At 74.1% G+C, this 23,206-nt stretch carries 22 protein-coding genes; 7 read left to right on the top strand and 15 right to left on the bottom strand.

The features are described from left to right. Nucleotides 1–19: 19 nt before the first annotated feature. On the bottom strand, nt 20–934 hold the full coding sequence (gene bla / locus ABT014_RS20940) for a class A beta-lactamase (RefSeq protein WP_350640499.1): 915 nt from the start codon (nt 932–934) through the stop codon (nt 20–22). A gap of 192 nt (nt 935–1,126) precedes the next feature. On the opposite strand from bla, the gene ABT014_RS20935 reads away from it, so the two are divergent. The 3 genes from ABT014_RS20935 to ABT014_RS20925 all read left to right on the top strand — a co-directional run bounded on the left by ABT014_RS20935 (nt 1,127) and on the right by ABT014_RS20925 (nt 3,444). Next, nucleotides 1,127–2,329, top strand: a complete 1,203-nt coding sequence (locus ABT014_RS20935; RefSeq protein WP_502895050.1) for a molybdopterin-dependent oxidoreductase — start codon at nt 1,127–1,129, stop codon at nt 2,327–2,329. After that, on the top strand, nt 2,329–2,754 hold the full coding sequence (locus tag ABT014_RS20930) for a hypothetical protein (protein WP_350640498.1): 426 nt from the start codon (nt 2,329–2,331) through the stop codon (nt 2,752–2,754). Before ABT014_RS20935 ends, ABT014_RS20930 begins: the two co-directional genes overlap by 1 nt. Nucleotides 2,755–2,886: 132 nt before the next feature. Further along, nucleotides 2,887–3,444: an SMI1/KNR4 family protein gene (locus tag ABT014_RS20925; RefSeq protein WP_350640497.1), complete on the top strand. Its 558-nt coding sequence runs from the start codon at nt 2,887–2,889 to the stop codon at nt 3,442–3,444. A 216-nt stretch (nt 3,445–3,660) separates the two neighbouring features. Here ABT014_RS20925 and ABT014_RS20920 read toward each other — a convergent pair whose 3' ends face one another. The 11 genes from ABT014_RS20920 to ABT014_RS20870 all read right to left on the bottom strand — a co-directional run bounded on the left by ABT014_RS20920 (nt 3,661) and on the right by ABT014_RS20870 (nt 13,996). Then, nucleotides 3,661–3,903: a hypothetical protein gene (locus tag ABT014_RS20920; RefSeq protein WP_350640496.1), complete on the bottom strand. Its 243-nt coding sequence runs from the start codon at nt 3,901–3,903 to the stop codon at nt 3,661–3,663. Beyond that, nucleotides 3,900–5,054 carry an inorganic phosphate transporter gene (locus tag ABT014_RS20915; protein WP_350640495.1) on the bottom strand — a complete coding sequence of 385 codons (1,155 nt, stop codon included), beginning with the start codon at nt 5,052–5,054 and terminating at the stop codon, nt 3,900–3,902. The genes ABT014_RS20920 and ABT014_RS20915 overlap by 4 nt, the downstream gene beginning before the upstream one ends. A 142-nt stretch (nt 5,055–5,196) precedes the next feature. Continuing rightward, a complete protein-coding gene (locus ABT014_RS20910; protein WP_350640494.1) occupies nt 5,197–6,354 on the bottom strand; it encodes an FAD-dependent oxidoreductase in 1,158 nt (385 codons plus the stop codon). Nucleotides 6,355–6,419: 65 nt separating this feature from the next. Continuing rightward, a complete protein-coding gene (locus ABT014_RS20905) occupies nt 6,420–7,106 on the bottom strand; it encodes a TetR/AcrR family transcriptional regulator (protein WP_350640493.1) in 687 nt (228 codons plus the stop codon). 84 nt (nt 7,107–7,190) lie between these two features. Further along, nucleotides 7,191–8,147, bottom strand: coding sequence for a hypothetical protein (locus ABT014_RS20900; protein ID WP_350640492.1), 957 nt, complete (start codon nt 8,145–8,147; stop codon nt 7,191–7,193). A gap of 82 nt (nt 8,148–8,229) precedes the next feature. Further along, nucleotides 8,230–9,720, bottom strand: coding sequence for an APC family permease (locus ABT014_RS20895; RefSeq protein WP_350640491.1), 1,491 nt, complete (start codon nt 9,718–9,720; stop codon nt 8,230–8,232). 554 nt (nt 9,721–10,274) lie between these two features. Continuing rightward, nucleotides 10,275–10,763, bottom strand: coding sequence for an SRPBCC family protein (locus ABT014_RS20890; RefSeq protein WP_350640490.1), 489 nt, complete (start codon nt 10,761–10,763; stop codon nt 10,275–10,277). Between the two features lie 97 nt (nt 10,764–10,860). Further along, nucleotides 10,861–11,667, bottom strand: a complete 807-nt coding sequence (locus ABT014_RS20885) for a thioesterase family protein (protein ID WP_350640489.1) — start codon at nt 11,665–11,667, stop codon at nt 10,861–10,863. A gap of 114 nt (nt 11,668–11,781) precedes the next feature. Then, on the bottom strand, nt 11,782–12,279 hold the full coding sequence (locus ABT014_RS20880; RefSeq protein ID WP_350640488.1) for an acyl-CoA thioesterase: 498 nt from the start codon (nt 12,277–12,279) through the stop codon (nt 11,782–11,784). A gap of 33 nt (nt 12,280–12,312) precedes the next feature. Then, the gene (locus ABT014_RS20875; RefSeq protein WP_350640487.1) at nt 12,313–13,263 is read right to left on the bottom strand and encodes a DUF8832 domain-containing protein; all 951 of its coding nucleotides are present in this window, start codon (nt 13,261–13,263) and stop codon (nt 12,313–12,315) included. Nucleotides 13,264–13,450: 187 nt separating this feature from the next. Further along, entirely contained in the window at nt 13,451–13,996 is a 546-nt protein-coding gene (locus ABT014_RS20870) for an LURP-one-related/scramblase family protein (RefSeq protein WP_350640486.1), read from the bottom strand. A gap of 148 nt (nt 13,997–14,144) precedes the next feature. Here ABT014_RS20870 and ABT014_RS20865 point away from each other — a divergent pair, with 148 nt between their 5' ends. Next, nucleotides 14,145–14,747, top strand: coding sequence for a DUF6058 family natural product biosynthesis protein (locus ABT014_RS20865; protein ID WP_350640485.1), 603 nt, complete (start codon nt 14,145–14,147; stop codon nt 14,745–14,747). A gap of 24 nt (nt 14,748–14,771) precedes the next feature. Here ABT014_RS20865 and ABT014_RS20860 read toward each other — a convergent pair whose 3' ends face one another. Both ABT014_RS20860 and ABT014_RS20855 read right to left on the bottom strand, forming a co-directional pair. Then, a complete protein-coding gene (locus tag ABT014_RS20860) occupies nt 14,772–15,905 on the bottom strand; it encodes an aminotransferase class I/II-fold pyridoxal phosphate-dependent enzyme (RefSeq protein ID WP_350640484.1) in 1,134 nt (377 codons plus the stop codon). Between the two features lie 116 nt (nt 15,906–16,021). Then, a complete protein-coding gene (locus ABT014_RS20855; RefSeq protein ID WP_350640483.1) occupies nt 16,022–16,666 on the bottom strand; it encodes a helix-turn-helix transcriptional regulator in 645 nt (214 codons plus the stop codon). Nucleotides 16,667–16,803: 137 nt separating this feature from the next. Here ABT014_RS20855 and ABT014_RS20850 point away from each other — a divergent pair, with 137 nt between their 5' ends. The 3 genes from ABT014_RS20850 to ABT014_RS20840 all read left to right on the top strand — a co-directional run bounded on the left by ABT014_RS20850 (nt 16,804) and on the right by ABT014_RS20840 (nt 20,172). After that, nucleotides 16,804–17,304 (top strand): GNAT family N-acetyltransferase, encoded by a 501-nt coding sequence (locus ABT014_RS20850; protein WP_350640482.1) that lies wholly within the window; start codon nt 16,804–16,806, stop codon nt 17,302–17,304. 78 nt (nt 17,305–17,382) lie between these two features. Beyond that, on the top strand, nt 17,383–17,661 hold the full coding sequence (locus tag ABT014_RS20845; RefSeq protein ID WP_350640481.1) for a hypothetical protein: 279 nt from the start codon (nt 17,383–17,385) through the stop codon (nt 17,659–17,661). Between the two features lie 213 nt (nt 17,662–17,874). Beyond that, entirely contained in the window at nt 17,875–20,172 is a 2,298-nt protein-coding gene (locus tag ABT014_RS20840) for a helix-turn-helix domain-containing protein (RefSeq protein WP_350640480.1), read from the top strand. Between the two features lie 6 nt (nt 20,173–20,178). On the opposite strand, the gene ABT014_RS20835 is transcribed toward ABT014_RS20840, so the two are convergent. Further along, a complete protein-coding gene (locus ABT014_RS20835) occupies nt 20,179–22,977 on the bottom strand; it encodes a helix-turn-helix transcriptional regulator (protein ID WP_350640479.1) in 2,799 nt (932 codons plus the stop codon). Between the last annotated feature and the right edge of the window lie 229 nt (nt 22,978–23,206).

Below are 23,206 nucleotides of genomic sequence, written 5' to 3'. Positions count from 1 at the left end.
CCCGCCCGGGCCGGAGGGCCTACCCGAGCGCGGCCGCCAGGAGGGCGGCGGTGTCCCGGACCAGGATGTTGTCCGCCGGTGCGGCCTGGGTGAAGCGGGTGGTCAGCACGGACAGCAGGACGGGGGTGCCGTCCGGGCGCCAGGCGATGCCCACGTCGTTGTTGGTCCCGTAGTCGCCGCCGCCGGTCTTGTCGGCGAGCCGCCAGTCGGCGGGCAGGCCGGCCCGGAAGCGTTCGCCGCTGGTGGTGTTGGCGAGCATCCAGGCGGTGAGCCGCTCGCGGTCGCCGGCGTCGAGCGCGTCGCCGAGCAGCAGGCGCGTGTAGGTGCGGCCGATCGCGGCGGGGGTGGTGGTGTCGGTGATCCGGCCGGGCTCCGCCGAGTTGAGTTCGGGCTCCCAGCGGTCCAGCCGGGTGGTGCCGTCGCCGATCGAGCGGCAGAAGCGGGTCACGGCGGTCGGGCCGCCGAGCTCGGTGAGCAGCAGGTTCGCCGCCGCGTTGTCGCTGAACCGCAGGGCGGCGTCGCTGAGTTCCGCCACGGTCATGCCGTTGGCGAGGTTCTCCGGCTTGGAGGTGATCGGCACGTTGCCGGACTTCTGTACCAGTTCGGCGGTGTACCGGATCCGCTTGGCCAGGTAGGCGCCGTCGATGTCCAGGTCCCGGAGCACCGCCGCGACGGCGAGCGCCTTGAACGTCGAGCACATCGGGAAGCGCTCGTCCGCGCGGTGGACGACCGTACGGCCGGTGCGCAGGTCGCGGGCGAACACCCCGAGCCGGGCGGCGTGCTGCTGTTCCAGCTCGCGCAGCCGCGCGGTGACGTCACTGCGCTGCGCTGCGGCGGCCGGCCCGGCGCCGAGGGCGAGGGCGGCGGAGACGGCCGTACCGGCGCCGAGGACCAGAGCGGCACGGCGCGTGGGGCGTGGGTTCGTGCTGGGCAAGATGGTTCCCTTCCACGGTGGTCGGTCTCCAGTCCAACACGCCGTCAGGGCACGATCGGTTCGCCCGCGACGGAATCCTCCGCGCCGGCCGAGGCCCCGGGCCGCTGGTCCGCCCGCGACCGTACGACTTCCGTAAGCAGGTCAACAGCCCTGCGGCGGGCCCCGAGCGGGTTCGATGGAGCCGTGGACGACATCACCCCTACCCCGCGCCGTCGGCCGTACGACCTCCCGTTGCCGCCCCCGCCGGACGCCCTACGGCGCGGGCCGCTGCGCGAGGGCACCTTCAGCTCCGCCCTGCACGATCCGCGCACCGCCGTGGTGCTCGGCCGCTGGCTCGGCGCGGCGCTGCTCACCTGCTTCCTGACCGGGCTGTTCAGCCACCTGGTCCAGGAGTCCCCGGCCTGGCTGCCGAGCCGTCCGGTGAACGGCTACCGGGTGACCCAGGGGCTGCACGTGATCAGCGGGATCGCCGCCGTCCCGCTGCTCGTGGCCAAGCTGTGGACGGTCTACCCGAAGCTGTTCGAGTGGCCGCCGGTGCGCAGCGTGCTGCACGCGCTGGAGCGGCTCGGGATCGCGGTGCTGGTGGCCGCGATGCTGCTGGAACTGCTCACCGGCCTGTTCAACACGCTCCAGTGGTACCCGTGGCCGTTCCCGTTCCGGCAGACCCACTTCTGGCTCGGCTGGCTGGCCACCGGCGGCCTGCTGCTGCACGTGGCCGCCAAACTGCCGCAGATCCGCACGCACTGGCGGCGCGCCCGGCGCGCCGCACGGAACACCGGCACCACCGGCACCACCGGCACCGGCCCGGTCGAGCCGCAGCGCCGGGCCTTCCTCACGGCCGTCGCCGCCTCGGTCGGCCTCGTCACCCTGACCACCGCCGGACAGTCCGTGCCCTGGCTGCGCAGCCTCGACCTGTTCGCCCCGCGCCGCCCCGACCTCGGCCCGCAGGGCCTGCCGGTCAACCGGACCGCCGCCCAGGCCGGCACCACCACCCTGCCCGCCGACTGGCGGCTGGAGGTCGGCGGCCCGCACCCGGTCCGCCTCTCGCTCGACGAGCTGGCCCGACTCCCCCAGTACGAGGCCGAGTTGCCGATCGCCTGCGTCGAGGGCTGGAGCGCGTCGGCACGCTGGGGCGGCGTGCGGATCCGGGACCTGCTCGCCCTGGCGGGCGTCCCGGCCGGCACCGCGCTGCGGATCACCTCGCTGGAGCTGGACGGCCCGTACCGGGTGACCGAGCTGCCCGCCGAGCACGCCCGCGACCCGCTCACCCTGCTCGCCCTGCGGGTGAACGGCGAGGTGCTCGCACCGGACCACGGCTACCCGGCCCGGATCATCGCCCCCAACCGGCCCGGCGTCCTGCAGACCAAGTGGGTCACCCGGATCGAGGTCGGCTGATGCGTACGCTGCGCGCCCTGCTCCTGCTCGGCGGCCTGGCCCTCACCGGCTGGGGCCTGACCGGCCTGCTGACCGACCACTACATCGAGCACCCGCTGGACATCGCCGAGTGGGCGGTCGGGGCGCTCGTCCTGCACGACGCCCTCTGGCTCCCCGTGGTCTGCGCCCTGGGCGCCACCCTCGCCCGCCGGACCGCCGTACGCACCGCACTGATCCTGACCGCCGCCGTCACCGCGGTCGCCCTCCCGGCCGTACTACGCGCCGGCACGGACACCACCAACCCGACCGTGCTGCCACTCCCCTACCTGCGGAACTGGCTCCTGGTACTGGCGGCCATCGCCGTCCTCGCCGGCGCGTTGGTGCTACGGAGGCGCCGCCCGGGCGGCCGCTCGAAGGCCGAGGATCCTACGGAGGAAGAGCATTGACGGCTTCGCTGCGTGCCACACGTCCGGCCCGGCGCGTGTGGCGCCAGCACGGCCCCGATGCGATGCGCATCCATGAGACGCCCGGCGGCCCTGGCCGTCGAGATGTCGGCGGGCTCTGACAGCATCACGGTCATGACCGACATCGATGACCTCGTGCAACGCGTCGCCATCCGGGCGGCATCCGACAACGAGGACCTTCCCGCGCCTGTCGGCGATGCCCGGATCGCGGAGGCCGAGGGGCAACTGGGCTTCGCGCTGCATCCCCTCCTTGCGCGCCTGTATCGCGAGGTCGCTGACGGCGGCTTCGGCCCTGACTACCGACTGCTGCCGCTGCTCGGTCCGGGCTCCAGCGTCACCGGCGAATACCTGAGGCGACGCGAGGCCTCCGTCGGCGTGGAGCACCCGGAGTGGCCCGAAGGCGTCGTACCGATCCTGACCTGGGGCTGTGCCATGTACGCAGGCGTCGATTGCCTCAGTGAGGACGGTCAGGTCCTGCTCTTCGAGCCGAACCCGTACAGCGGCGGATCGTGGGATCAGTGTTGGTTCCTCGACTCCGCCGGCCTCGCGGAGTGGCTGGAGACCTGGCTCGCGGGGACAGGCTGGTTCGAGGAGGACGCCTTCGACAGGGACGACCTGGTCGAGCCTCAGCCGTGGGACCAGGCCACAAGCCGACTGTCCTCCGGCGCATAGCGAACCACCGACGCTTCGCCCCGTTGGCTTCGATCAGCACGGCGGTCGGTCCAACGGTTGCGATCCGGTCCTCGAGAAGGGTGGGCCTGGGACGGGTCGTTGGACGGCGAAGCCGGCAGATCAGGTGCCAGGTCGCTCATCGGTGTCCACCGACACCACCTGCCGACCGATGGCCCACCGGATCGGGGCCGGCGATGGTGCGGTCAACCGCGCAGGTCAGCTGTGGTTGACGATGACCGAGATGCCCCAGCCGATGGCTGCCAGCACCACCGCGAAGCACAGTCCGGCCAGCAGGTAGCCGAACGGGCCGGCGGTGCGGTCGGCCACCACGTCGCCGGGACGGGACGGCGGGTTGAGCACCCGCAGGCCGACGGCGAACAGCGCGGGCAGTCCGGCGCCGGTGAGCAGGCCGACCACCACGATCCGCCAGAGCGCGTCCAGGTTGATCCAGGAGTTCACCGGGGCACCTCGTCGGTGGTCGGTGCCGGGACCACCGTGCCGGTCCAGGCGGCGTTGACGTTCTCGGGGGTGACCGCCGGGTGGCGGGAGGCGATGTAGAAGGCGATCGAGGCCAGTACCAGCACGACGAAGATCACCACCACCCCGGCCGTCCCGCCGATCCCGTTCGCGACCCAGTAGGCGATCGCGCCGACCAGCCCTGCGGCCGGGAGGGTGAGCAGCCAGGCCGTCACCATCCGGCGGGCGATGTGCCACCGCACCTCGGCGCCCTTCTTGCCGACGCCCGCACCCAGGATCGAGCCGGTGGCGACGTGCGTGGTGGAGAGCGAGTAGCCGAAGTCGGTGGAGGACAGGATGATCGCGGCGGAGGCCGATTCGCTGGCCATCCCCTGCGGCGACTCGATCTCCACCAGGCCCTTGCCCAGGGCCCGGATCACCCGCCAGCCACCGAGGTAGGTCCCGAGCGCGATGGCCACCGCGCAGGCGGTGATCACCCAGGTCGGGGCGCTCGCCCCGGACTCCAGGGTGCCGTTGGCGATCAGGGCGAGGGTGATGACGCCCATCGTCTTCTGCGCGTCGTTGGTGCCGTGCGCGAGCGAGACCATCGAGGCCGAGCCGACCTGGCCGATCCGGAACCCGTGCTCGCGCGGCCGCTCCCGCACGCCGCGGGTGAACAGGTAGACCAGGTAGGTGCCGACCGCGGCCACCGCGCCCGCGATGAAGGGCGACAGTGCGGCGGGCACGATCACCTTGGAGACGATGCCCTGCCACTTGACGGCCGACGCCCCGGCGGCGGCCATGGTCGCACCGACCACGCCGCCGATCAGCGCGTGCGAGGAGCTGGAGGGGATCCCGAGGTACCAGGTGGCCAGGTTCCACAGGATGCTGCCGGTCAGGCCGGCGCAGACCACGGTGAGGGTGACGTCCTGACTGTTGACCAGGCCGCTGGCGATGGTCGCCGCGACGGCGGTCGACAGGAAGGCGCCGGCCAGGTTCAGTACGGCCGAGACGGCGACCGCCACTCTCGGAGGTAGGGCGCCGGTGACGATCGAGGTCGCCATCGCGTTGCCGGTGTCGTGGAATCCGTTGGTGAAATCGAAGCCCAGCGCGGTCAGAACCACCAGCGCCAGGACCGCGTCGTTGCCGGTCACGGGCCCGAACCTAGCCGGGCGGCCGGGCGGGGGCAGGCTCCCCGGGCCCGGCGCGCCGGGTGACCGCCGGCCGTCATCCGATCGGGCCAACGGGCGAACGAACGGGCCGGCGACGGCCGCGGCCCGCCGGTCGAGGCCCCGGTCAGGCGGCCTGGTCGGGCTCCTGGTCGGCGGCGAACTGCGCCACCAGGCCGCGCGGCGCGTCGGCCGCCAGGCACAGGACCTGGCCGGCGGCGGATTCGGCGGCCGCGGCCTCGGCGCGCGGGAACATGGCCCGCTCGTACCGCAGCAGCGCGGCCTCGGTGTCGCCCGGGTGGGCGAGCAGCGCCAGCCCGAGTTCGGCGCCGTCCAGCATGGCGCCGTTGGCGCCCTCGCCGGCGAACGGGGACATCACGTGGGCGGCGTCCCCGAGCAGGGTGACGCCGGGCACCCGGTCCCAGCGGTGGCCCACCGGAAGGGCCACGATCCGGCGCAGCACCAGCGGCCCGTCGGCGTCGGCGACCAGGGCACGCAGGCTCGGGTGCCAGTCGGGGAACTGCTCCAGCACCGCGGCCTTGACCGCCGGGGTGTCGGTGAGGTCGACGCCGTCCGGCCAGCCCGGAGCGGCGCTGACGGCCGTGTAGACGTGGAGGCTGCCGTCGGACTCGCGGTGGGCGAGGAACCCCTTGCCGTCGCCGAGCGCGAAGAGCATGCCGGCGCCGACGACCGCGGCCGCCCCGGGGTGGCGGACATCGGCGTCCCGCAGGTCGGCCTCGGCGAAGCACACCCCGGTGTCGGCGGGCACCGCCGCCGACACCAGCGGGCGGACCTTGGACCAGGCGCCGTCCGCGCCGATCAGCAGGTCGGCGGTGAACGCGGCGCCGCCGGCCAGGGTCACCCGGTGGCGGCCGTCCGGCAGGGTCGCGGTCCCGACGGCCTTGGCGCCCCAGCGCACCGTGCCCGCGGGCAGCGAGTCGAGCAGCAGGTCGCGGAGCTCGCCGCGGTCGACCTCGGGGCGGGCGTGCGTGGAGTCCTCGTCGCGCTGCTCCAGGTGGACGGCGGCGTGCCGGTCCAGGATCCGCATCGCCTCGGCGCCGGGCAGCACCAGGCGGCGGAACTCCTCGTGCAGTCCGGCGGCGTGCAGGGCGGCCTGGCCGGAGTCCTCGTGGATGTCGAGCATCCCGCCCTGGGTGCGGGCGTGCCGGTCGGCGTCCAGGTCGAAGACGGCGACCTCGACGCCCGCCGCGGTCAGGACCCGGGCCAGGGTCAGGCCGCCGAGGCCGGCGCCGATCACGGCGATGGGGTGGTGTGCGGTGCTCATGGTGTTCCCTCGATCCGGGGTGGGTGGGACGGGTGGGTGACGACAGGGATGCCGGTGGGGCCCGATCACCGGGGCGTGGCGCCGGCGCCGTTGATGACCGCGCGGAACATCCAGGCCAGGCGCTGCTCCGGGGCCCCGGACACCAGGTCGGGTCCGAGTGCGGCGATCCGCGGGTGGGTCTGCGCGGTGACCCGGTGCAGCGCGTCCACCAGCGCGTGGTGCTCCTGCTCGGCGGTGGGGTCGCCGTCCCGGGTGGACTGCTCGGCGGCGGTCGCGGTGGCCACCTGGAGCAGCAGGTCCACACCCCAGGCGGCCTGGCCGTCCGGCACCCCGCCGCGGTGCAGCAGGTCGAGGACGGCCTCGACCAGCGCCAGGTAGTGCGGTCCGGCGGGGCGGGCCACCAGCGCCGAGTGCGCCAGGCCGGGGTACTCGAACAGCACCCGCGTGTACGAGCCGAGCACGTCGGCGAGCCGCTCGCGCCAGTCCCCGGACGCCGTCACCGGGGCGAGGTCGACCTCGCCGAGGAGCTCTTCGAGGATCGCCGCGTGCAGCTCGGCGGTCCCGGCCAGGTAGACGTACAGCGAGGCCGGGCCGGTGTCGAGCTCCTGGGCCAGCCGCCGCATGGTGACGCGGGACAGCCCTTCGCTGCGCATCAGGGCGACCGCGGCGGCCACGATGCCGTCCAGGGTGAGCGCGGGCTTGGCGGGCCGCTCGCGGCGGCTTCGGCGGGGGGCTGGGGTGCCGGAGGTCATGGCTCCACCATAACGAACATGTTCGTAACGAACAAGTTCGTCGAGCCGCGCGCCCGGCCCCGGGCCACCGCCGGGCGGTGCCCGTCAGCGCGCCAGGCGGTCGTACCAGCGGCGGAAGAGCTCCTCGGGGTCGCCCGAGTAGGCCCACGGCACCCGGGTCGGGCGGTTGCCGAGCAGGGTGAGGACGTGCCCGGCCTGCTCGGTCATGCCGGCCATCACCAGGCCGTGCGCCAGGTAGTTGAGGTCCGCCACGTCCTGGGCGAACTCGTAGGAGCGGTGGCGCAGCCAGTGCTCGCAGCTCTGCTCGAGGTCGCGGACGGCCACCTCGCTCTTCCAGTGCTGGGACAGCAGCAGGTCGGTGATCTCGTTACTGCCGGAGAGGCTGCGGTGGTGCTCGGCGCGGGCGACCTGGGTGAGCACCAGCAGGGGCGAGCCGGAGGGGGCGAACGAGGCGGCATCCCAGGCGAAGTTGTACATCTTGCCGTGCGAGCCGTGCCAGCGGGCGGAGAGGTGGCGCAGCACCTGGTGGTGGCCCTCGCGGTTGTCCTGGTCGCGCGCCTTCAGTTCGCTCCACCACGTGCCGGTCTGCGGGTGCCCGCCGGCGTACAGCCGGGCCAGGGTCATCAGCGACACCCACGGCACCGGATCCTCGGGGGCGGCGTCGGCGGCCAGCAGGCAGGTCCGCACGGCGCGGTCGAGCCGGTCGCGGTCGGTCGCGTCCGCCCCGGGCACCGGCGGGGCGCCCGCCGCGACGGCGTTGAACAGGCGCATCACATCGGTCTCGGCGCGCAGCACCATGGCGTCGCGGCTGCCCGGTTCGGCCGCCTGCCAGTTCTCCACCGTCCGGTTGCCCGCGGCCGCGTCCGCCAGCAGGCGCATCCGGTGGGTGCGCCGGTCCCAGTCCCGTCCGGTGGCGTGCAGCAGGTCGCGGGCGCCCTGCCAGCGGCCCACCAGCACGTCCTGCCGGGCCTCGGCGAGCGGCCGGTCACCGAGGGTGGGGTCGAAGGCGGACGACGACGGACGGCTGCGCGCTCTGGCCACGGGCTCGTACTCCTGGTGCGGACGACGGGGACGATGGAAATGCGGCGGTGGGCCGCCCGTCCGGGCGGCCCACCGCGAGGGGTCACAGATCGGTGGCGAGACTGCCCCGATCGGCGGCCGCCGCGCTCAACTCGCTCTCCCCGTAGCGGGCTTCGACGTCGTCGGCGTCGGTCGCGTCCAGCCGGGCGGGCCGGTAGTACGCGCTGCCGCGGGCCCAGTACCACCCCATCGGGATCAGGCCGAGCGCCAACGTGCCGAGACCGAGGCCGAGTTGCAGCGCGGTGAAGTCGACGAGCGCCTGGACGAACACGAAGGCCATGAACAGCGCGCCGGCCAGCGGCCAGAGCCCGATGAAGACGGCGTTGGAGACCGACTTGAGCAGCAGCCTGCGGTAGGCGACCACGACCGCCAGGCCCGCCAGCGCGTAGTAGAAGGCGATCTGCAGGCCGATGGCGTTGACCGCGGCGGTCAGGATGGTGTTGACCGAGCCGAGCGCGTTGGAGGCGACGAACAGCAGCAGCGAGACCACGGAGACCGCGGCGAGCGCCACCCACGGGGTCTGCCAGCGCGGGTGGGAGCGGCCGAAGGCGGCCGGGACGGTGCGGTCGCGGCCCATCGCGAACAGCGAGCGGGAGACCTGGATCAGGGTGGTCTCCAGGGTGGCGACGGTCGACAGCACCACCGCGACGACCAGCACCTTGCCGCCCCAGCCGGGCCAGACGGCCTCGCCCAGGTCGGCGAGCAGGGTACTGCTGTTGGCCTGGATGTCGTCCTGGCTGATGATCAGGTTGACCGAGATGGTGACCATCTCGAAGATCGCGAACGCGGTGGCCACGCCCAGCAGGCCGCCGAGGCCGGCGTTGCGGCGGCTGTTGGAGGTCTCCTCGCTGAGGTTGGCGGTGACGTCCCAGCCCCAGAAGTAGAACGCGGCGATCAGCGCGGCGGCGGCGAACCCGCTCACGCCGCCGAAGTGGCCGAAGCCCCAGATCCAGGACCAGGAGAAGACCGCCGCGGAGCCACCGTGGACGAGCGCGGCCACCCCGAACACGACCAGGATCGCGATCTCGATCCCGGTCATGATCCACTGCGCGTGGGCGGTGATCCGGGCGCCCATCAGGACCAGCGCGGCCATCACCAGGAACCAGCCGGCGCCGACCGCGGTGGCCAGCGCGGTGTTCTCGGCCAGCTCGGGCGAGAACAGCGAGAGCGTGTACGAGCCGGCGGGCAGCGACCCGGCCACCATGAACAGGGTGGCCGAGACCACCAGGGCCCAGCCGCTCATGAAGCCGAGCGACGGGTGCAGCGCCCGGCCGACCCAGGAGTAGCTGGCGCCGGCGTTGACGTCGATCCGGCCCAGGTAGTTGAAGGCCCAGGCGATGCCCAGCATCGGTATCGCGCACCACAGCAGGGCCGCGGGCGAGTACAGCCCGGCGACCCCCGCGAGGGTGGCGGTGGTGGCGGCGAGCGAGTACGCCGGGGCGCTGCCGGCCACCGCCATCACGATCGTGTCGAAGGTCCCGAGGACGTTCGAGCGCAGGCCCGACCCGCCGGCGGCGGTGTGGGGAGTGGTCATCGGTGGCGCCTTTCCTGGCATGACTCAGCGGCGCTGCGGCCCGGCGGGCACCGGTTGCGCGTCTCGGGCGGCCGAGCCGCACCCGGGGCACCACCCCGAACGGCGGGGGCCCGCAGGGTGCCGCGAGGAGTGGGGTCCGTGCGGCGGCCTGGGTGGGGGTTCCTGGCGCAGCCGTACCGTCCGCCCACCGCCGGCGGCCGCACCGCCCCGAAGGGCCTCGGCGTGGCACGGGCGTGACGGGTTCGCACGGGCTGCGTCTCGGCGGGAACTCCCCGCCGTCAGGCTGGCCGTGAGTATTTCCACTGGCCAAATCACTGTCAAGACACCTGGTCGGACCGGTTCCTGGCCGGTGGGGCCGCCGGTCGGCGCCGATCGGCGGCGCGCTCCCGGGCCGCCCGGATCGGTCCGGTGCGCACGGTCGGCGACCGGGCCGCGCGACCGGGACAGGACGGCCACGACCGGTCTCACGGAGCGGGACGGCTCGCACCCGCGGCCCGGTCGAGCGGGCCGGGTCAGGCGGACGGGGTCAGCGCGGAGGGGGTCAGACCGGGGGGTCAGGCGGCCGGGGCGCTCGCCGCGGCCGCGGCCACCCGGGCCAGGGTGGTGCGCATGCCGGCGCGGTTGACCTCGATCCGGCGCTCGGGGCCGGTACCGGCGAATATCAGGCCCAGCAGGTCGGCGACGCGCGAGCCGCGACCGGTGCGCAGGTCCTGCCAGAACTCGGTGACCCGGGTGCCGCCGCCCTCGGCCTCGAAGCGGTAGCCCCAGCGGGCGATCGGCAGGCCGAGCACGCCCACGTCGAAGGTGAACTCGGCGCCCGGCACGGCCACCGCCACCCGGCCGGTGGTGAGCCACAGGAACGGTCCGCGCCGGTTGAACCCGACGAACCGGGTCCCGGCGCGGGCGGTCGGACCCGACAGCCAGACCCGCCGGCACTCCGGGCTCCACCGGCCCATCGCCCGCAGATCCGCCACCAGCCGATAGACGGCCTCGGGGGCGGCGTCGACCAGGACGGACTCCTCGATCTCGAGCTGACGCGACATCGGCCTCTTCCTGATTGCGGGTGGCGGGTGACTGGTGGCGGGTGACTGGTGGCGGGTGACTGGTGACCGGCCCCGACGGACCGGATGCCGGCGGCGGTCAGCCGCGGGCGGCGACGAACAGGCTCTGCGAGGCGCGCCCGATCGGGCCCCGCTCGTCGTGCAGCCCGGCCTCGGCCGCGCCGATCCCGTCCGGGGCGACGGCGGTCCGGGCGTCGATGCAGACCCAGTCGCCGACCGGATGGCGGTGCAGGTTCACCGTCAGGTCCGGATTGACGAACAGGTGGGTGGCGAAGTCGAGTTCGTTGCTGACGCCGTTGATGGAGTCCGCCGCCACCAGCACCCGGTCCAGCGGATCGGTCTTCTCCCCGGCCACCAGGGGCACCCGCATCCGCAGCCAGCAGGCGGCCGGCCCGCGCTCCAGGAAGGACCCGGACGCGAACCGGAACTCCATCCCGGTGTGGTAGCCCTGCTCCCACGGCACGGCGAAGAACGGGGCCGGCCGGGACGCGCCGACCGGGGCCACCTCGGGCGCCGGCGCGACCTCCGGCACCGAACCGGGAGCCGTCCGGATGCTCAGCGCGGTCGCCCGCATCACCTCGGCGCCGCCGTCCACCGCGAGCGAGACCCCCACCAGCTCCACGCTGCGCCCCTCCCGCAGGACCTGGGTGGTCACCGTCAGCGGGCGCAGCGGCACCGGGCGCAGGATCTCGAAGGTCATCCGGGCCACCCGCAGGTCCTCGCGGGCGCCCGGGCGCAGCAGCACGGCCCGGCCGAGCAGGGCGGCGGGCGGCCCCGCGTGCTGGCTGTCCGGGTCCCACGGCCCGCGGGTGTAGCCGGTGGGGACGAACCGCTCCTCCGCGACCCGCTCGAAGAACGCCTCGGCCCCGCTGCCGCTCCCGGTCATCGCTGTCTCCTGTCGTTCGCCCCCAGCAGGCTACTCATCGGTAGCCGGGTTGTCCCTGCTTCGGCCGGGACAGTTCCGGTGGGATGGTTCGGACGGCCCGGACCACCGGCGCGCTCAGAGGCCCGGGTCGTGGTCGGTCACCGCCGCGCGGGCCCGGGTGAGCAGGTCCTCGGGCAGCGGGCAGGAGCGTCGCGTCCCGGTGTCGAGGTGCACCCCGGTCAGCACGGTGACGGCCGCGGTCTCCCCGGTCTCCGCGTTCTCCATCCGGTGGCAGAACCGGATCACCTTGTCCCGCACCTCCAGCACCGCCGAGCGGACCACCACCAGGTCGCCCGCGCGGACCTCCTGCCGGTAGGAGATCCGCTGATCCACGGCGACCATGCCGCGCCCTTGGTCGCGCAGGTAGCCGGGCGTGATCCCGATCCCGGCCAGCAGATGCCAGGTCGCCTCGTCGAACTTCCCGACGTACCACATGACGTTCATGTGCCCCATGTGGTCGCAGTGCCACGGGTACACGGTGCCCCGGTAGGTGACGTCCAGGTCGGCGCCCACGGTGTCCTCGCCCTCGCTCGGTCGGGGTACGGCGGCCCGGTCGGGGCCGCCCGGGCCCATGTTAGCGAGCGTTAACCGGTGCCGTGGCCCCGGTCAGGAGACGTGCAGCGTGAGGACCGCGGTGTGCAGCTCGCCGGCGGTCCGGAACTGCAGGAAGACCCGCCAGTTGCCGGGCTCGCCGATCATCGCGGTGAAGGTCAGCGTCGGCCCGCCGTGGTCACCGTCGACCGGGTTCCCCGGGTGCAGGTGGGCGAGCGCCTCGGTGCCCTCGCGGAAGGCGCTCAGGTGGGCGTAGCTGTCCAGGTAGGGCTGGAGGTCGGTGACCGGCCGGCCGTCCTTGCTGATGGTCACCGTGAACTGCTGGGTCATCGCGGCGGCCGGCTCGCCCTGGACGGCGACCGTATAGCCGTCCACGGTGGTGCTCCCGGTGGCGGCGGGCAGCGGCTGCGGCGGGGCGGCGTCACCCGTCACGGCCACCGTGCGGCTGAGCGCGAACTCGATGCCCTGGTCCGGGCCGGAGCCCGGGGTGAACGCCGCGTACAGCCGCCAGTCGCCGGGCGCGAGGGCGGCCAGGTCGGCGGTCCAGCCGCCGTCGGCCGCCATCTCCGGGTGCAGGTGCTGGTAGCCGGTGAGGTCGGAGCGGATCGCGTAGAAGTGCAGCTTCTTGGTCTGCGCCACCGCGAAGTCGGTGAGCGGCCGGCCGTCCGGGCCGGTGATGGTGAACGGGTAGCTCACCGCCCGGCCGCCCGGGAGGCTGGTGACGGTGGAGTCCATCCGGTAGCCGTCGAGTTCGGGGAGCAGGCCCTCACCGGCCGCCATCCCGGACATCGCCGGCGCACCCGTGCCCGTGCCCGCGGCCGCCGCGGCGGGCGTCGGCGCCGCACCGTGGTCCATCCCCGCCATCCCGGCCATGTCCGCTGCCGCGGGGGCCGGCGCGGCGTGGCGCGGGGACGGACCGGTCGCACCGAGCGCGAAGACGCCCAGGGCGGTCACGCCGGCCAGCACCGAGCCCCAGCGGAAGACCGAACGAGGGGAAGCGAGCATCGAGGGGCCCTTACCGTACGAGCGGGCCCGGCGGGGCACGCGGCGGAGCGGAGGCGCGCGGGCGCGCCGTGTGGTGGGGACCACGACCGGCGCGGCCCCCACCACAGGAGATCCGCCCGGGCGCCGGCGATAACAGAAATCGGCAGAAGATCCGCCGGCGCCCCGCCCTCCCCGAACTCGGTGCCCGTCAGTCGCCGGGGTGGGCCATCGCGTCGATCGCGACCGTGGCCGCCAGGATGCTCACCTGGTCGGCGCCCGGCCCGATGTCCACACCGTAGGTGTCGCGGACCCGGAACCAGCGCTTGGAGACCTCGGCGATCTTGTAGCCGTCGCGCTCGATGGTGTACTCGTGGTCGAGGATGTTGCCCTGCACGGTCAGATCCTGGCCGTCCTCCTGCTTGATCCGCCAGCGGTCCCGCGGGCCGACCAGCGCCTTCTTCACCAGGGCGACCCGGTGGCCCTCCGCGTCCTCGATCGCCATCGAGTCCTTGACGTGCATCGGCCGGCCCTGCACCTTGGCCACCCGGTGCCCGTCGCGGTCCTCGATGTCGTACGTCCGGCGGGCCCGGAGCACCTTGCCGTTGACCTTGTAGACGTGGTCGCCGGCCGAGTCGTCGATCCAGTAGTCGTCCCCCACCGAGACGACCTTCCCCCGCATCCGGTAGCGGGTGACCCCTTCACCCTCGTCGAAGGCGTGGTTGGCACGCCGACGGTCCCTACGTTCCTCGAACATCGCGCGACTCCTCGCTGCCCGGGCCGGTGGTACCCACAAATTAGGCCCGCCCGCCGCCGCCCGCCAGCCCTGCGTTCGAACATCTGTACGGTACGGTGGGCCTCGGCCCGGCGGGACGCACGGGCCCGCACGAACGAGGGGGCACCACATGCCGGACCGAAACCTGAGGCAGCAGCTGGCCGACCGGTACTTCGAGGTCAACGGGGACCATCCGATGACCGGGGCGGACGACCGCTACGTCAGCGGCCAGTTCGTCGTCCTGGAGGAGCTGTGCGCGGCCCGCGCCGGCACCGCCGACGAGGCCAGGCGGCTGATGCTGGCGGGCCGCCTGCCGCTGCCGGGCTACCTGCGCTCGGACGGCGCGGAGATGGTGCCCGCCGACCTGTTCGCCCTCGCCGAGGCGGCCGGCGGCACCGACCGGCTCGAGGAGTGGTTCACCGCGCACTGGGCCGAGCCGGCCGACGGCAAGGCGGAGTGGGCCGCCTACCTGAGCGGGCAGTACGTGTGCCTGCACTCGGTGAACCCCGCCACGATCCGGCGCAAGGGGGAACTGACCGCGGCGATCGGCGCCGCACCCGAGGAGCCCGGCGCCGGCTCCCCGCAGTGGCTGGCCCGCCTGCACACGATGATCGACGAACTCGACGTGCTGGAGCCGGCGTTCACCGCCTACGACCGGCTCCGCTTCGGCGGGCCGACCTCCCGCGACACCTGCATCGACGGCATGCGGGCCCGCTACCCGCGCGCCGTCTGACGCTCCCCCGCGCGGGTCCGGCGCTCAGCGCCGGGCCCGCAGCCAGTCGGCGAAGGCCGCCAGGCCCGGCTCCGGGTCGGCCCGGCCGACGCCGATCCGGAACCGGTCGGCGGGCGTGGCCGTGAGCTCGGAGCGGTAGATGCTCGCGGGGAGCAGCAGCACGCCCGCCTCCTCGACCAGCCGGGTGCAGAACTCCTCCACGCCGTCGGCGCCGAGGTAGCGCGGGTAGGCCACGCAGCCCCCGTCCGGGGCCCGCCACTCGAAGAGGTCGGCGAACTCGGCGAAGAACGCGTCGAACAGCGGCAGGTTCGCCGCGATCAGCGCGCGGTTGCGGTCCAGGATCGACGTCCTGGCCTTCAACGCGATCCGGGCCAGCACCTCACTGGGCGCGGCGTTGCAGATGGTGGTGTAGTGCTTGGCCCGCTCCAGGCGCGAGCGCAGCGCCCGGTCCCGGCAGGTGATCCAGCCGATCCGCAGACCCGGCAGGCCGAGCGCCTTCGAGGTCACGTTCAGCGAGAGCGCGCGCTCGGACAGGTCGCAGGCCTGCGGCAGGATCCGGGCCGGGTCGGCCTCCAGTCCGCGGTAGACCTCGTCGCTGAACAGGTGGATGCCGCGCTCGTCGCACAGCCGGGCCAGCGCGGCCAGCTCGGCGGCGTCGACGACCTTGCCGGTCGGGTTGTTGGGGAAGTTCACCGAGACGACCCGGGTGTTCGGCCGGATCGCGGCCTCGACCTCCGCCAGGTCGAGCGCCCAGTCCCGGTCCGGGTCGAGTGCAACGCCGGTCACCTCGCAGAGCGCCAGCGGCACGGTCTCGGCCGCCTGGTAGTTCGGGGTCACCACCACCGCGTGGTCGCCCGCGTCGAGCAGGACGTTCATCGCCAGGTAGAGCGCCTCCTCGGCGCCCGCGAAGCAGATCACGTCGTCCGCTTCGGCGTGCTCGTAGGTGGCGGCGATCACCTCCCGCAGGGCCCGGTCGCCGAAGGTCTCGGTGTAGCCGAGGGAGAGGTTCTCGAAGGCGTCCCGATCGGTGTCGTCGGCCAGCGCGAGCAGTTCCCGCAGGGTCATGGTCCGGGCGTCCGAGGCCGTCAGGTGGTGGCGGGCGGTGAACTCCCAGCGCGAGAAGTACGTTTCCAGGCGGAAGTCGGGCAGGCGGGTCATGGCGCTCGGTCCCTTGCGCTCGGAGCTCGGTGCTGGCCGGCGGGTCGCGTGGGCCCGCCATCCCTGGACCATACGTCCGATCTGGACAAGAAGTCCAGGAATCCGGACCCCACAGGTCAGCCCGCGGCGCGCGCCTCCCTGACCTCGGCGAGCAGCCCGTAGACGGTGGACCGGGAGACCCGCAGGGCCCCGGCCACCACGGGCGCCGCCCGGCGTACGGCAAACACCCGCTCCTCGTCCAGCCGGCCGAGCACGGCCAGCCGGTCCTGCCGGGTCATCCGCTCCACCGGCCGGCCGGTCTCCCGCACGTGCACGCCGATGATCTGCTGGATCCGCTCGGACCAGTCCTGCTCGAACAGCGGCTCGGGACGCCGCACGGTCGGGGCGCCGAACGCGGACAGCACGGCCGCGGCCTGCTCCAGCGGCGTGCGGTCGAGATTGATGCAGAGCACCGCCGACGGGCGGTCGGCGGCGTCACGCAGCACCGCGCTGACCGAGCTCAGCCGGCGGCCGTCGGCGAGCAGCTTCTCGTACGGTCCGAAGACGTCACGCTCCACCGGATCGAGCGCGTCCAACTCGCCTAGCAGGGACGGGTCCCCGGCCCGGCGGGCGGTCATCGGGTTCCAGATCCCCAGCACCCGGTCGGTGTCCGGATCGTGCAGCACCACCTCGGCGTACGGCCCGAGCAGCAGCACGATCGCCCGGCACACCGGGGCCCACATCCGCACCCGCGGGTCGGGCCCGCCCTCGACTTCGTCCATGGGTCCGGACTATACGTCCGAATCGGACACCGGCTCCGGTTCCGGGCTTCGGGTCCCGGGGGCGGCGACCGGCCGGCCGGGGCCACGGCTACCCTGCCGGAGCAGCCGCAGCGCGGGGCGGAACGGAGGGAGACGTGATGACGGAACGCGAGGTGACCGTCCGGCCGCTGGGCCGGCCCGGCGATCTGGGCTGGGTGGTGATGGCGCACGGGGAGTGCTACGACCGGGAGTTCGGCTGGGACACCGACTTCGAGGCGCTGGTCGCCCGGATCGTCGCCGACTACGCGACCGGCCCGGACGGTGACGCGCCCGGGCCGCAGGCGGCCTGGATGGCGGAGGTGGACGGCGAGCGCGCGGGCTGCGTGTTCTGCGTACCCGAGGACGCCCGGACCGCCAAGCTCCGCCTGCTGCTGGTCGATCCGGCCGCCCGCGGGCTCGGCCTGGGGGCGCGCCTGGTGGACGAGTGCCTCGGCTTCGCCCGGGCGGCCGGGTACCGGGCGATCACCCTGTGGACCAACGACGTGCTCGACTCGGCCCGCCGGATCTACCAGCGGCACGGCTTCACCCTGGTCGCCGAGGAGCCCCATCACAGCTTCGGCCACGACCTGGTCGGCCAGACCTGGCAGCGGTCGCTGTAACGCGCGGTCACGGACGCGCCGCCGTTCGCCGGGTTGGCGGATTGCGGCCACAGGGCTTACCGACAGAGGATCGTCCGTATGACGACCATTCTGGAACGCGCCGGCCGCGACCGCCTGGCCGCAGCACTGGACCGCCTGCCGACGACCCCCGAGGAGGGCGGCGCCTCGGTCCCGGTGGATGCCGCCGCACTGGAGGCGGTGGTCGCGGTGCTCGGCCAGTACGCGGCCCAGTTCGCCGACGAGCCGCTCGGCCGGGCCGTCGGAACCCTCGCGGGCCGCCTGCGCCTGCGGGTCCCGATGACCGCCCTCCTGCGACTGGACAAGGAACTCGACCCCGGAACGGTCGATCTCACCTAGAAGCTGTCCGGCCGCACACCGGACGCGCCCGGCTCCCGGTCGCCCGGAGACCATGGGCGCGGACCGCGCCACGGGCCCTGAGGCCGCCGGCCTGTCGGCAACCTCGGGCAGGGCCCGCTCGCTCCTCCGCCCCGATCTGCTGTTCGACCTTCGCTGTTCAGCCCCCTCGGCTACAGTCGGGCCACTGATCACGCGCTGGGGGGAGCTGCCCGGATGGCAACGGCTGACAGGCTCACGGGGCACTCCGGGGACACCTTCGCCGCGGAGCTCCGGCGACTGCGGCAGCGGTCCCGACTGACGCTGGAGGCGCTGGCGGAGTCCTCCGGGGTCAGCGTGAGAACGATCGGCGGGCTGGAACGGGGTCGTAGCCTGGGCCCGCAGCGCAGGACGGTGACTGCCCTGGCCGATGCGCTCGGGCTCGGCGGGCCGGACCGGGTCCGCCTGGAGGAGCTCGCCGAGGTCGGACGTCCGCGGCCGATGACGGCGCCGGCCGGCTGGTGCGTCCCTCCCCGACCGGTCCCGGATTTCGCCGGGCGGGAGGCCGAACTCGCGCACCTCGCAACGGTGTCGGCGACGGGCACCGGGACACCGGTCACGGTCCTGTCCGGCCCGGGCGGCATCGGCAAGACCACGCTCGCGGTGCGGGCCGCACGGCTGATCGCCGACTCGCGCGGCCTCGAGGTCCTCTACGTCAACCTGCGCGGGCTGGATCCCGAGCCGTCGGACGCGCACCTGGCACTGTTCCGCCTGCTCAAGGCACTGGGAGTCGCGGACCGGGAGATCCACGACGACGTCGACGGCCGCTCCGGCCAGTTCCGGACGCTGTTCGAGCAGCGCCCCGCCGTCCTGATCCTGGACAACGCCCGCGACGAGGAGCAGGTGCGCCCGTTGCTGCCCGGCGCGGGGACGGGACTCGTACTGGTGACCAGTCGCAGACTGCTGACCGGTCTGGAGGGCGTCCACCGCCTGTCCGTGCCGACCCTGCAGGACGCGGAGGGCCTGCGGTTGCTGGGGTCGATCGTCGGTGATGTCGAGGGCCCGCGCGGCGAGGGGCTCGGCGAGCTGGTCGCGGTGTGCGGCGGGCTGCCGCTGGCGCTGCGCATCGTTGGCAACCGGCTGGCCACCCGCCCGGCGTGGACCGCACGGGAGCTGGCGCGCCGGCTGGCCGACTCCGGGCGGCGGCTGGAACAGATCCGCGCCGGCGACCTGCGCATCACGGCGGCGTTCCGGATGTCGTACGACCAGCTGAGCCCGTCGGCCAGGCGTCTGTGCAGACGGCTGTCGTTGGTCCCGGGACCGGACTTCGACGTGGCGTTGGCCGCGGTGGTCGGCGGGTCACCGTCGCCGCGGACCGAGGACGTGCTGGACACCGAGGAGGTGCTGGAGGAGCTGCACGAGCTGGGGCTCCTGTCCCAGTCCGACGACGGCCGCTACGGCTTCCACGACCTGATCCGGCTGTTCGCCGCCGAACGCCTCGCAGCCGAGGAGGACCCGGCCGGGCGCGCGAACCTGCTGCGGTCGACGGTCGAGTGGCTGCTGCGGGTCACGACCGCCGCCGGCCGGTGGTTCGACCCGGAACACGGCGTCGAGCCGCCGGACTGGCGGCAGCCGGTCGACCTGTCCACCTCCGAGGCGGCCGACGCCTGGCTGCGGGCCGAGTCGGACAACTGGTTCGGCGCGGTGCGCGTCGCCGCCGACCAGGGCTGGGACCGCATCGTCGTCGAGACCGCGGACGCGGTGCACTGGTTCTCCAACCAGTGGATGCTGTGGGCCCACTGGCACGAGCTGTTCACGCTGTCCGCGGCGGCGGCGCAGCGGGTCGGCGACCCGGTCGCGCATGCGACCCAGCTGTACAACCTGTCCTGGGCGACGGCCCAGCAGGGCGATACCGAGGAGGCGGTGGCGTCCGCCCTGGAGGCGGCTCGGATCGCCGAGCGGGCCGGCGCGGTGCGTCAGCGGGCCTGGGCCCTGCACTTCGCCGCGCGGGCGAGGCAGACCACCGATCCTGCGGCCTCGCTGCCCTACTCCGAGCAGTCGGAGCAGCTCTTCGCCGAGGTCGGCGACTGGACGGGCCACACCAGCGTCCTGATGTCGGTCGCCGTCACGCTGCTGAGCCTCGGGGAGCCCGCCGCAGCGATCGAGAAGTTGCGGACGGGGCTGGAGATCGCCCGCCGCCCGCCGGCGGGCGGGGCCTGGCAGACCATCGCCGACGTCCTGCTGACCTCGGGCCACTTCTACCTGGCCACGGCGTACCAGGCGGTCGAGGAGTACGACCTGGCCGAATCGGCCTTCCGGGTCGCCGCCGACAACGCCGCCCGCACCGGCATGACCCTGCACCGGGGCCGCGTCGAGGTGAAGCTGGCCCAGCTCCAGCACCGGCGGGGCCGGCTGGTCGAAGCCGTGTCGACCTTGGCGCTGGCGCGGGAACGGTTCATGGAGGTGGACGCCGCCGAGGAGATCACGGCGGCGCAGACGCTCCTGACGGTGTGGGGCGGCACCGACGAAGGCTGAGCGTCCTCACCCGGGAAGGTCCTGGCGCAGCGGGCGCTCCGCCCGCGCCAGTGCGTCACGGAGGGCGGCTCGGCTGGTGATGCCGAGTTTGGGGAAGACCTGGTAGAGGTGGGTGGAGACGGTGCGGGGCGAGAGGTAGAGCTTGGCGCCGATCTGTCGGTTGGTCAGGCCCTGGGCGGCGAGGCCGGCGATCTTCCACTGTTGCGGAGTCAGCAGAACGCGGTCGGCGACGCTGTGGGCCGCGGTGCCGCAGGCGCGCAGTTCCGCGCCGGCCCGCTCGGCCCAGGGTGCGGCACCGAGCCAGTCGAAGGCCTCGATCGCGGCGATGAGGTGGTTCCGGGCCTGGGCGGGGGCCCTGGTACGACGCAGGCGCTCGCCGTGGTGGAGCCGGATCCGGGCCTGTTCGAACGGCCAGCGCTCGGAGCCTCGGACCGCCAGCGCCTCCTGATAGCGCGACACCGCCTCGCCGTCGTCCGAGGCTGCGAGGCCCGCTGCGGCGAGCGTGACCATCTTCAGTCGCGGCGAGATCAGGTCCAGCCCCGCGGCCCGTGCGGCGGCGACGTGGGCCAGCGCCTGGTCGCGTCGCCCGGTGCGCACCGCAGACTCGGCGGCGTCCAGGAAGACCCACAGCGCCTGCCCGACGAAGGGGGCCGGCGTTCCCGGCTCGGAGATGGTGCACACGTGCCGGTACGCCTGCTCGAACTCGCCCTGGGCCAGCGCGATCGTGGCCCTGACCTGGGCGGCGTACCGGCGTACGGCCTCGGCCCGCCGGGAGCCGGACCACTGGTCCATCCGGTCGGCGAGGGCGCGGGCGGTGTCGAAGTCGCCGCAGGCCGCGGAGACGCAGCCGAGGGTGAACTTCGCCGTCCACGACCGCAGCGGCCACCCGAACTCCTCGCACAGGTCGAGCGCCTCCTTGGACAGCCGCCGCGCCTCCGGCCAGTGCCCGGAGAACCAGGCCTGGCTGCCCAGCAGGGACAGGGCCTGGATCGCCGGGAGGATGTTCTCTCCCCCGATGCCCCCGGCCGCCATGCGGCGCAGCGGCTCGTCGACCAGACCGAGCCGGTCGCCGTAGGCGCAGGCGGTCCCCACCCGCAGGATCCTGGCCGGGTCCCGCTCCCCGATCAGCGCCGCCGCCGCGGCGTCGAGCCGCTCCCAGTCCGACGCCCGGGCCCGCACCGGATCCCCGAAGGCGGTCCGCATGAGGTGCAGGGTGTCCGGCACCGGGTCGAGTTCGGCCGCCAGCGCGTCGAAGACCGCCCACAGCTCGGGGCGCCCTCCGTACGCGCAGACCATGAGCAGCACGGCGAGCGCCTCCGGCAGGGCCGCGTCCGGGTTCCGGGACGACCGGCGCCGGCGGTCGATGGCCCCGGTGAGCAGCCGGAAGGCCGTGTCGATGTCGCCGTGGCTGTTGAGCAGGAACACCGAGGCGGCCATCGCCGCGGGCAGGGAGTCGGCGTCCGGGTCGGCGCTGCGGGCGTCCTCCAGCAGGCGCGGGACCTCGCGCAGGCTGCCGGTCAGGTTGGCGCCGACGTAGGCCGCGCCGGCCAGCAGGCGGGCCCGTTCCGCCCCGGTCGGGCTCAGCTCGGCGGCGCGGACCAGGGCTCCCACGGCGTTCGGCCCGTCGCCGCGGTGCGCGCTCACCTCGGCGGCCTCCTCCAGCAGGGCCGCGATCTCCGCATCGGGTTCGATCGAGGCCTGCGCCAGGTGCCAGGCCCGCTGCTCGGGCACTCCGGTCCACGCCGCGGCGAGCGCGCGGTGGACGCCGCGCCGCTGGTCACTGGCCGCCAGGTCGACCACGGCCGAGCGGATGAGCGAGTGCCGGAAGGCCAGCCGGCCGGTGTCGTCATCGACGTGGACCAGGTGCACGCGCTCGGCCGGAGCCAGGTGCTTCAGACTGCACCGGCCGGCCACGGCCCGCCGTACCACCTGCAGGTTGCCGCTGCCTTCCAGGGCCGCGACCAGCAGCAGGTGCCGGGTCGGGGCCGGCAGCGCCCTGATCCGGGCGGCGAAGGCCGCCTGCAGCCGCTCGGTCAGGGGGATGCGCCGCGGCAGCGGCGCGGCCGCGGTGCGCTGCGGGTCGGTCAAGGCCGCGGGGAGTTCCAGCAGTGCCAGCGGATTGCCCTCGGCGTCGGCGATCAGCCGGCGACGGACCCGCGCGGCCAGCGCCGGGAACCGGTGGGTGAGGAGTGTCTCGGAGTCGGCCGGGCTCAGCGGGCCCACCTCGTGGACGGGCAGGCCGCTGCGGTCGAAGAAGCTCTCCTCCTCCGGTCGTGCGGCGCACGCCAACCCCGTGCCGGTGCCGGCGAGCCGGCGGGCGACGCGTTCCAGGACCGCGGCGCTGGAGCGGTCCAGCCAGTGCACGTCATCGAGCACCAGCAGCCCGGGCCGGCTGCCGGAGAGGCTCTTGAGCAGCAGGACCAAGGCCTCGGCGACCGCATCCGGGCCGTGGCCGATCCCCGGCCCGATGCCCACAGCCGTGGCCAGGACAGGTACCTCGGCCGCGGCGGCGCGCAGCTCGGGCGTGGTCGTCAGCAGCTGCGACAGGGCCGAGTAGCCGGCCTGGGCGCGGTACTGGACACCGGTGGCCCGCAGCACCCGCAGCCCGCGGGCGGTCGCCCTGGCGGCCGCGGTGTCCAGCAGTGCCGTCTTGCCCACGCCGGGCTCGCCGAGCAGCACCACGGATCCACCCGTGTCCGGGACAGCGGCGACGAAGTCGTCGAACCGCGCCAGGTCCGGCGACCGGCCGACCAGCGAACCGTGCGGGGTGTCCGGTGTGCCGTCCGGGGCCGATGCGTCGAGCATGGTGCTGTGCCTCCGTCGCAGGCGTTCGGGATGCCTTCATTGAAGTCGCCGGGCCAATCCACGGGCCAGGCAAAAGGACGTGCAAAAGTGTCTGGCGGGTCGTCAGCACGGCCGCCGGGCCGCTCCGGCCACTCCGTGCTGCGCGGAGGTCGCTCACGCTTCGGGCGGTCCGCCCGGCGCACCTACGTCAGATGACGGGAGCGGGCCCGCCGTCGGCGCTCCTATCGTC

Source organism: Kitasatospora sp. NPDC094015, assembly GCF_040304075.1.
Taxonomy (GTDB): Bacteria; Actinomycetota; Actinomycetes; order Streptomycetales; family Streptomycetaceae; genus Kitasatospora.
The sequence above is the reverse complement of the archived record's forward strand: the minus strand, read 5'-3'. Positions and strand labels throughout refer to the sequence as shown.

Excerpts from the sequence above, each read along its gene's own strand:
- ABT014_RS20930 (WP_350640498.1), top strand. The coding sequence starts at position 2,329 with ATGCGTACGCTGCGCGCCCTGCTCCTGCTCGGCGGCCTGGCCCTCACC.
- ABT014_RS20895 (WP_350640491.1), bottom strand. The coding sequence starts at position 9,720 with ATGACCACTCCCCACACCGCCGCCGGCGGGTCGGGCCTGCGCTCGAAC.
- ABT014_RS20835 (WP_350640479.1), bottom strand. The coding sequence starts at position 22,977 with ATGCTCGACGCATCGGCCCCGGACGGCACACCGGACACCCCGCACGGT.
- ABT014_RS20875 (WP_350640487.1), bottom strand. The coding sequence starts at position 13,263 with ATGCTCGCTTCCCCTCGTTCGGTCTTCCGCTGGGGCTCGGTGCTGGCC.
- ABT014_RS20880 (WP_350640488.1), bottom strand. The coding sequence starts at position 12,279 with ATGGGCCCGGGCGGCCCCGACCGGGCCGCCGTACCCCGACCGAGCGAG.
- ABT014_RS20910 (WP_350640494.1), bottom strand. The coding sequence starts at position 6,354 with ATGAGCACCGCACACCACCCCATCGCCGTGATCGGCGCCGGCCTCGGC.
- ABT014_RS20840 (WP_350640480.1), top strand. The coding sequence starts at position 17,875 with ATGGCAACGGCTGACAGGCTCACGGGGCACTCCGGGGACACCTTCGCC.
- ABT014_RS20905 (WP_350640493.1), bottom strand. The coding sequence starts at position 7,106 with ATGACCTCCGGCACCCCAGCCCCCCGCCGAAGCCGCCGCGAGCGGCCC.
- ABT014_RS20855 (WP_350640483.1), bottom strand. The coding sequence starts at position 16,666 with ATGGACGAAGTCGAGGGCGGGCCCGACCCGCGGGTGCGGATGTGGGCC.
- ABT014_RS20885 (WP_350640489.1), bottom strand. The coding sequence starts at position 11,667 with ATGACCGGGAGCGGCAGCGGGGCCGAGGCGTTCTTCGAGCGGGTCGCG.
- ABT014_RS20925 (WP_350640497.1), top strand. The coding sequence starts at position 2,887 with ATGACCGACATCGATGACCTCGTGCAACGCGTCGCCATCCGGGCGGCA.
- ABT014_RS20865 (WP_350640485.1), top strand. The coding sequence starts at position 14,145 with ATGCCGGACCGAAACCTGAGGCAGCAGCTGGCCGACCGGTACTTCGAG.
- ABT014_RS20845 (WP_350640481.1), top strand. The coding sequence starts at position 17,383 with ATGACGACCATTCTGGAACGCGCCGGCCGCGACCGCCTGGCCGCAGCA.
- ABT014_RS20890 (WP_350640490.1), bottom strand. The coding sequence starts at position 10,763 with ATGTCGCGTCAGCTCGAGATCGAGGAGTCCGTCCTGGTCGACGCCGCC.
- ABT014_RS20850 (WP_350640482.1), top strand. The coding sequence starts at position 16,804 with ATGACGGAACGCGAGGTGACCGTCCGGCCGCTGGGCCGGCCCGGCGAT.
- ABT014_RS20870 (WP_350640486.1), bottom strand. The coding sequence starts at position 13,996 with ATGTTCGAGGAACGTAGGGACCGTCGGCGTGCCAACCACGCCTTCGAC.
- ABT014_RS20860 (WP_350640484.1), bottom strand. The coding sequence starts at position 15,905 with ATGACCCGCCTGCCCGACTTCCGCCTGGAAACGTACTTCTCGCGCTGG.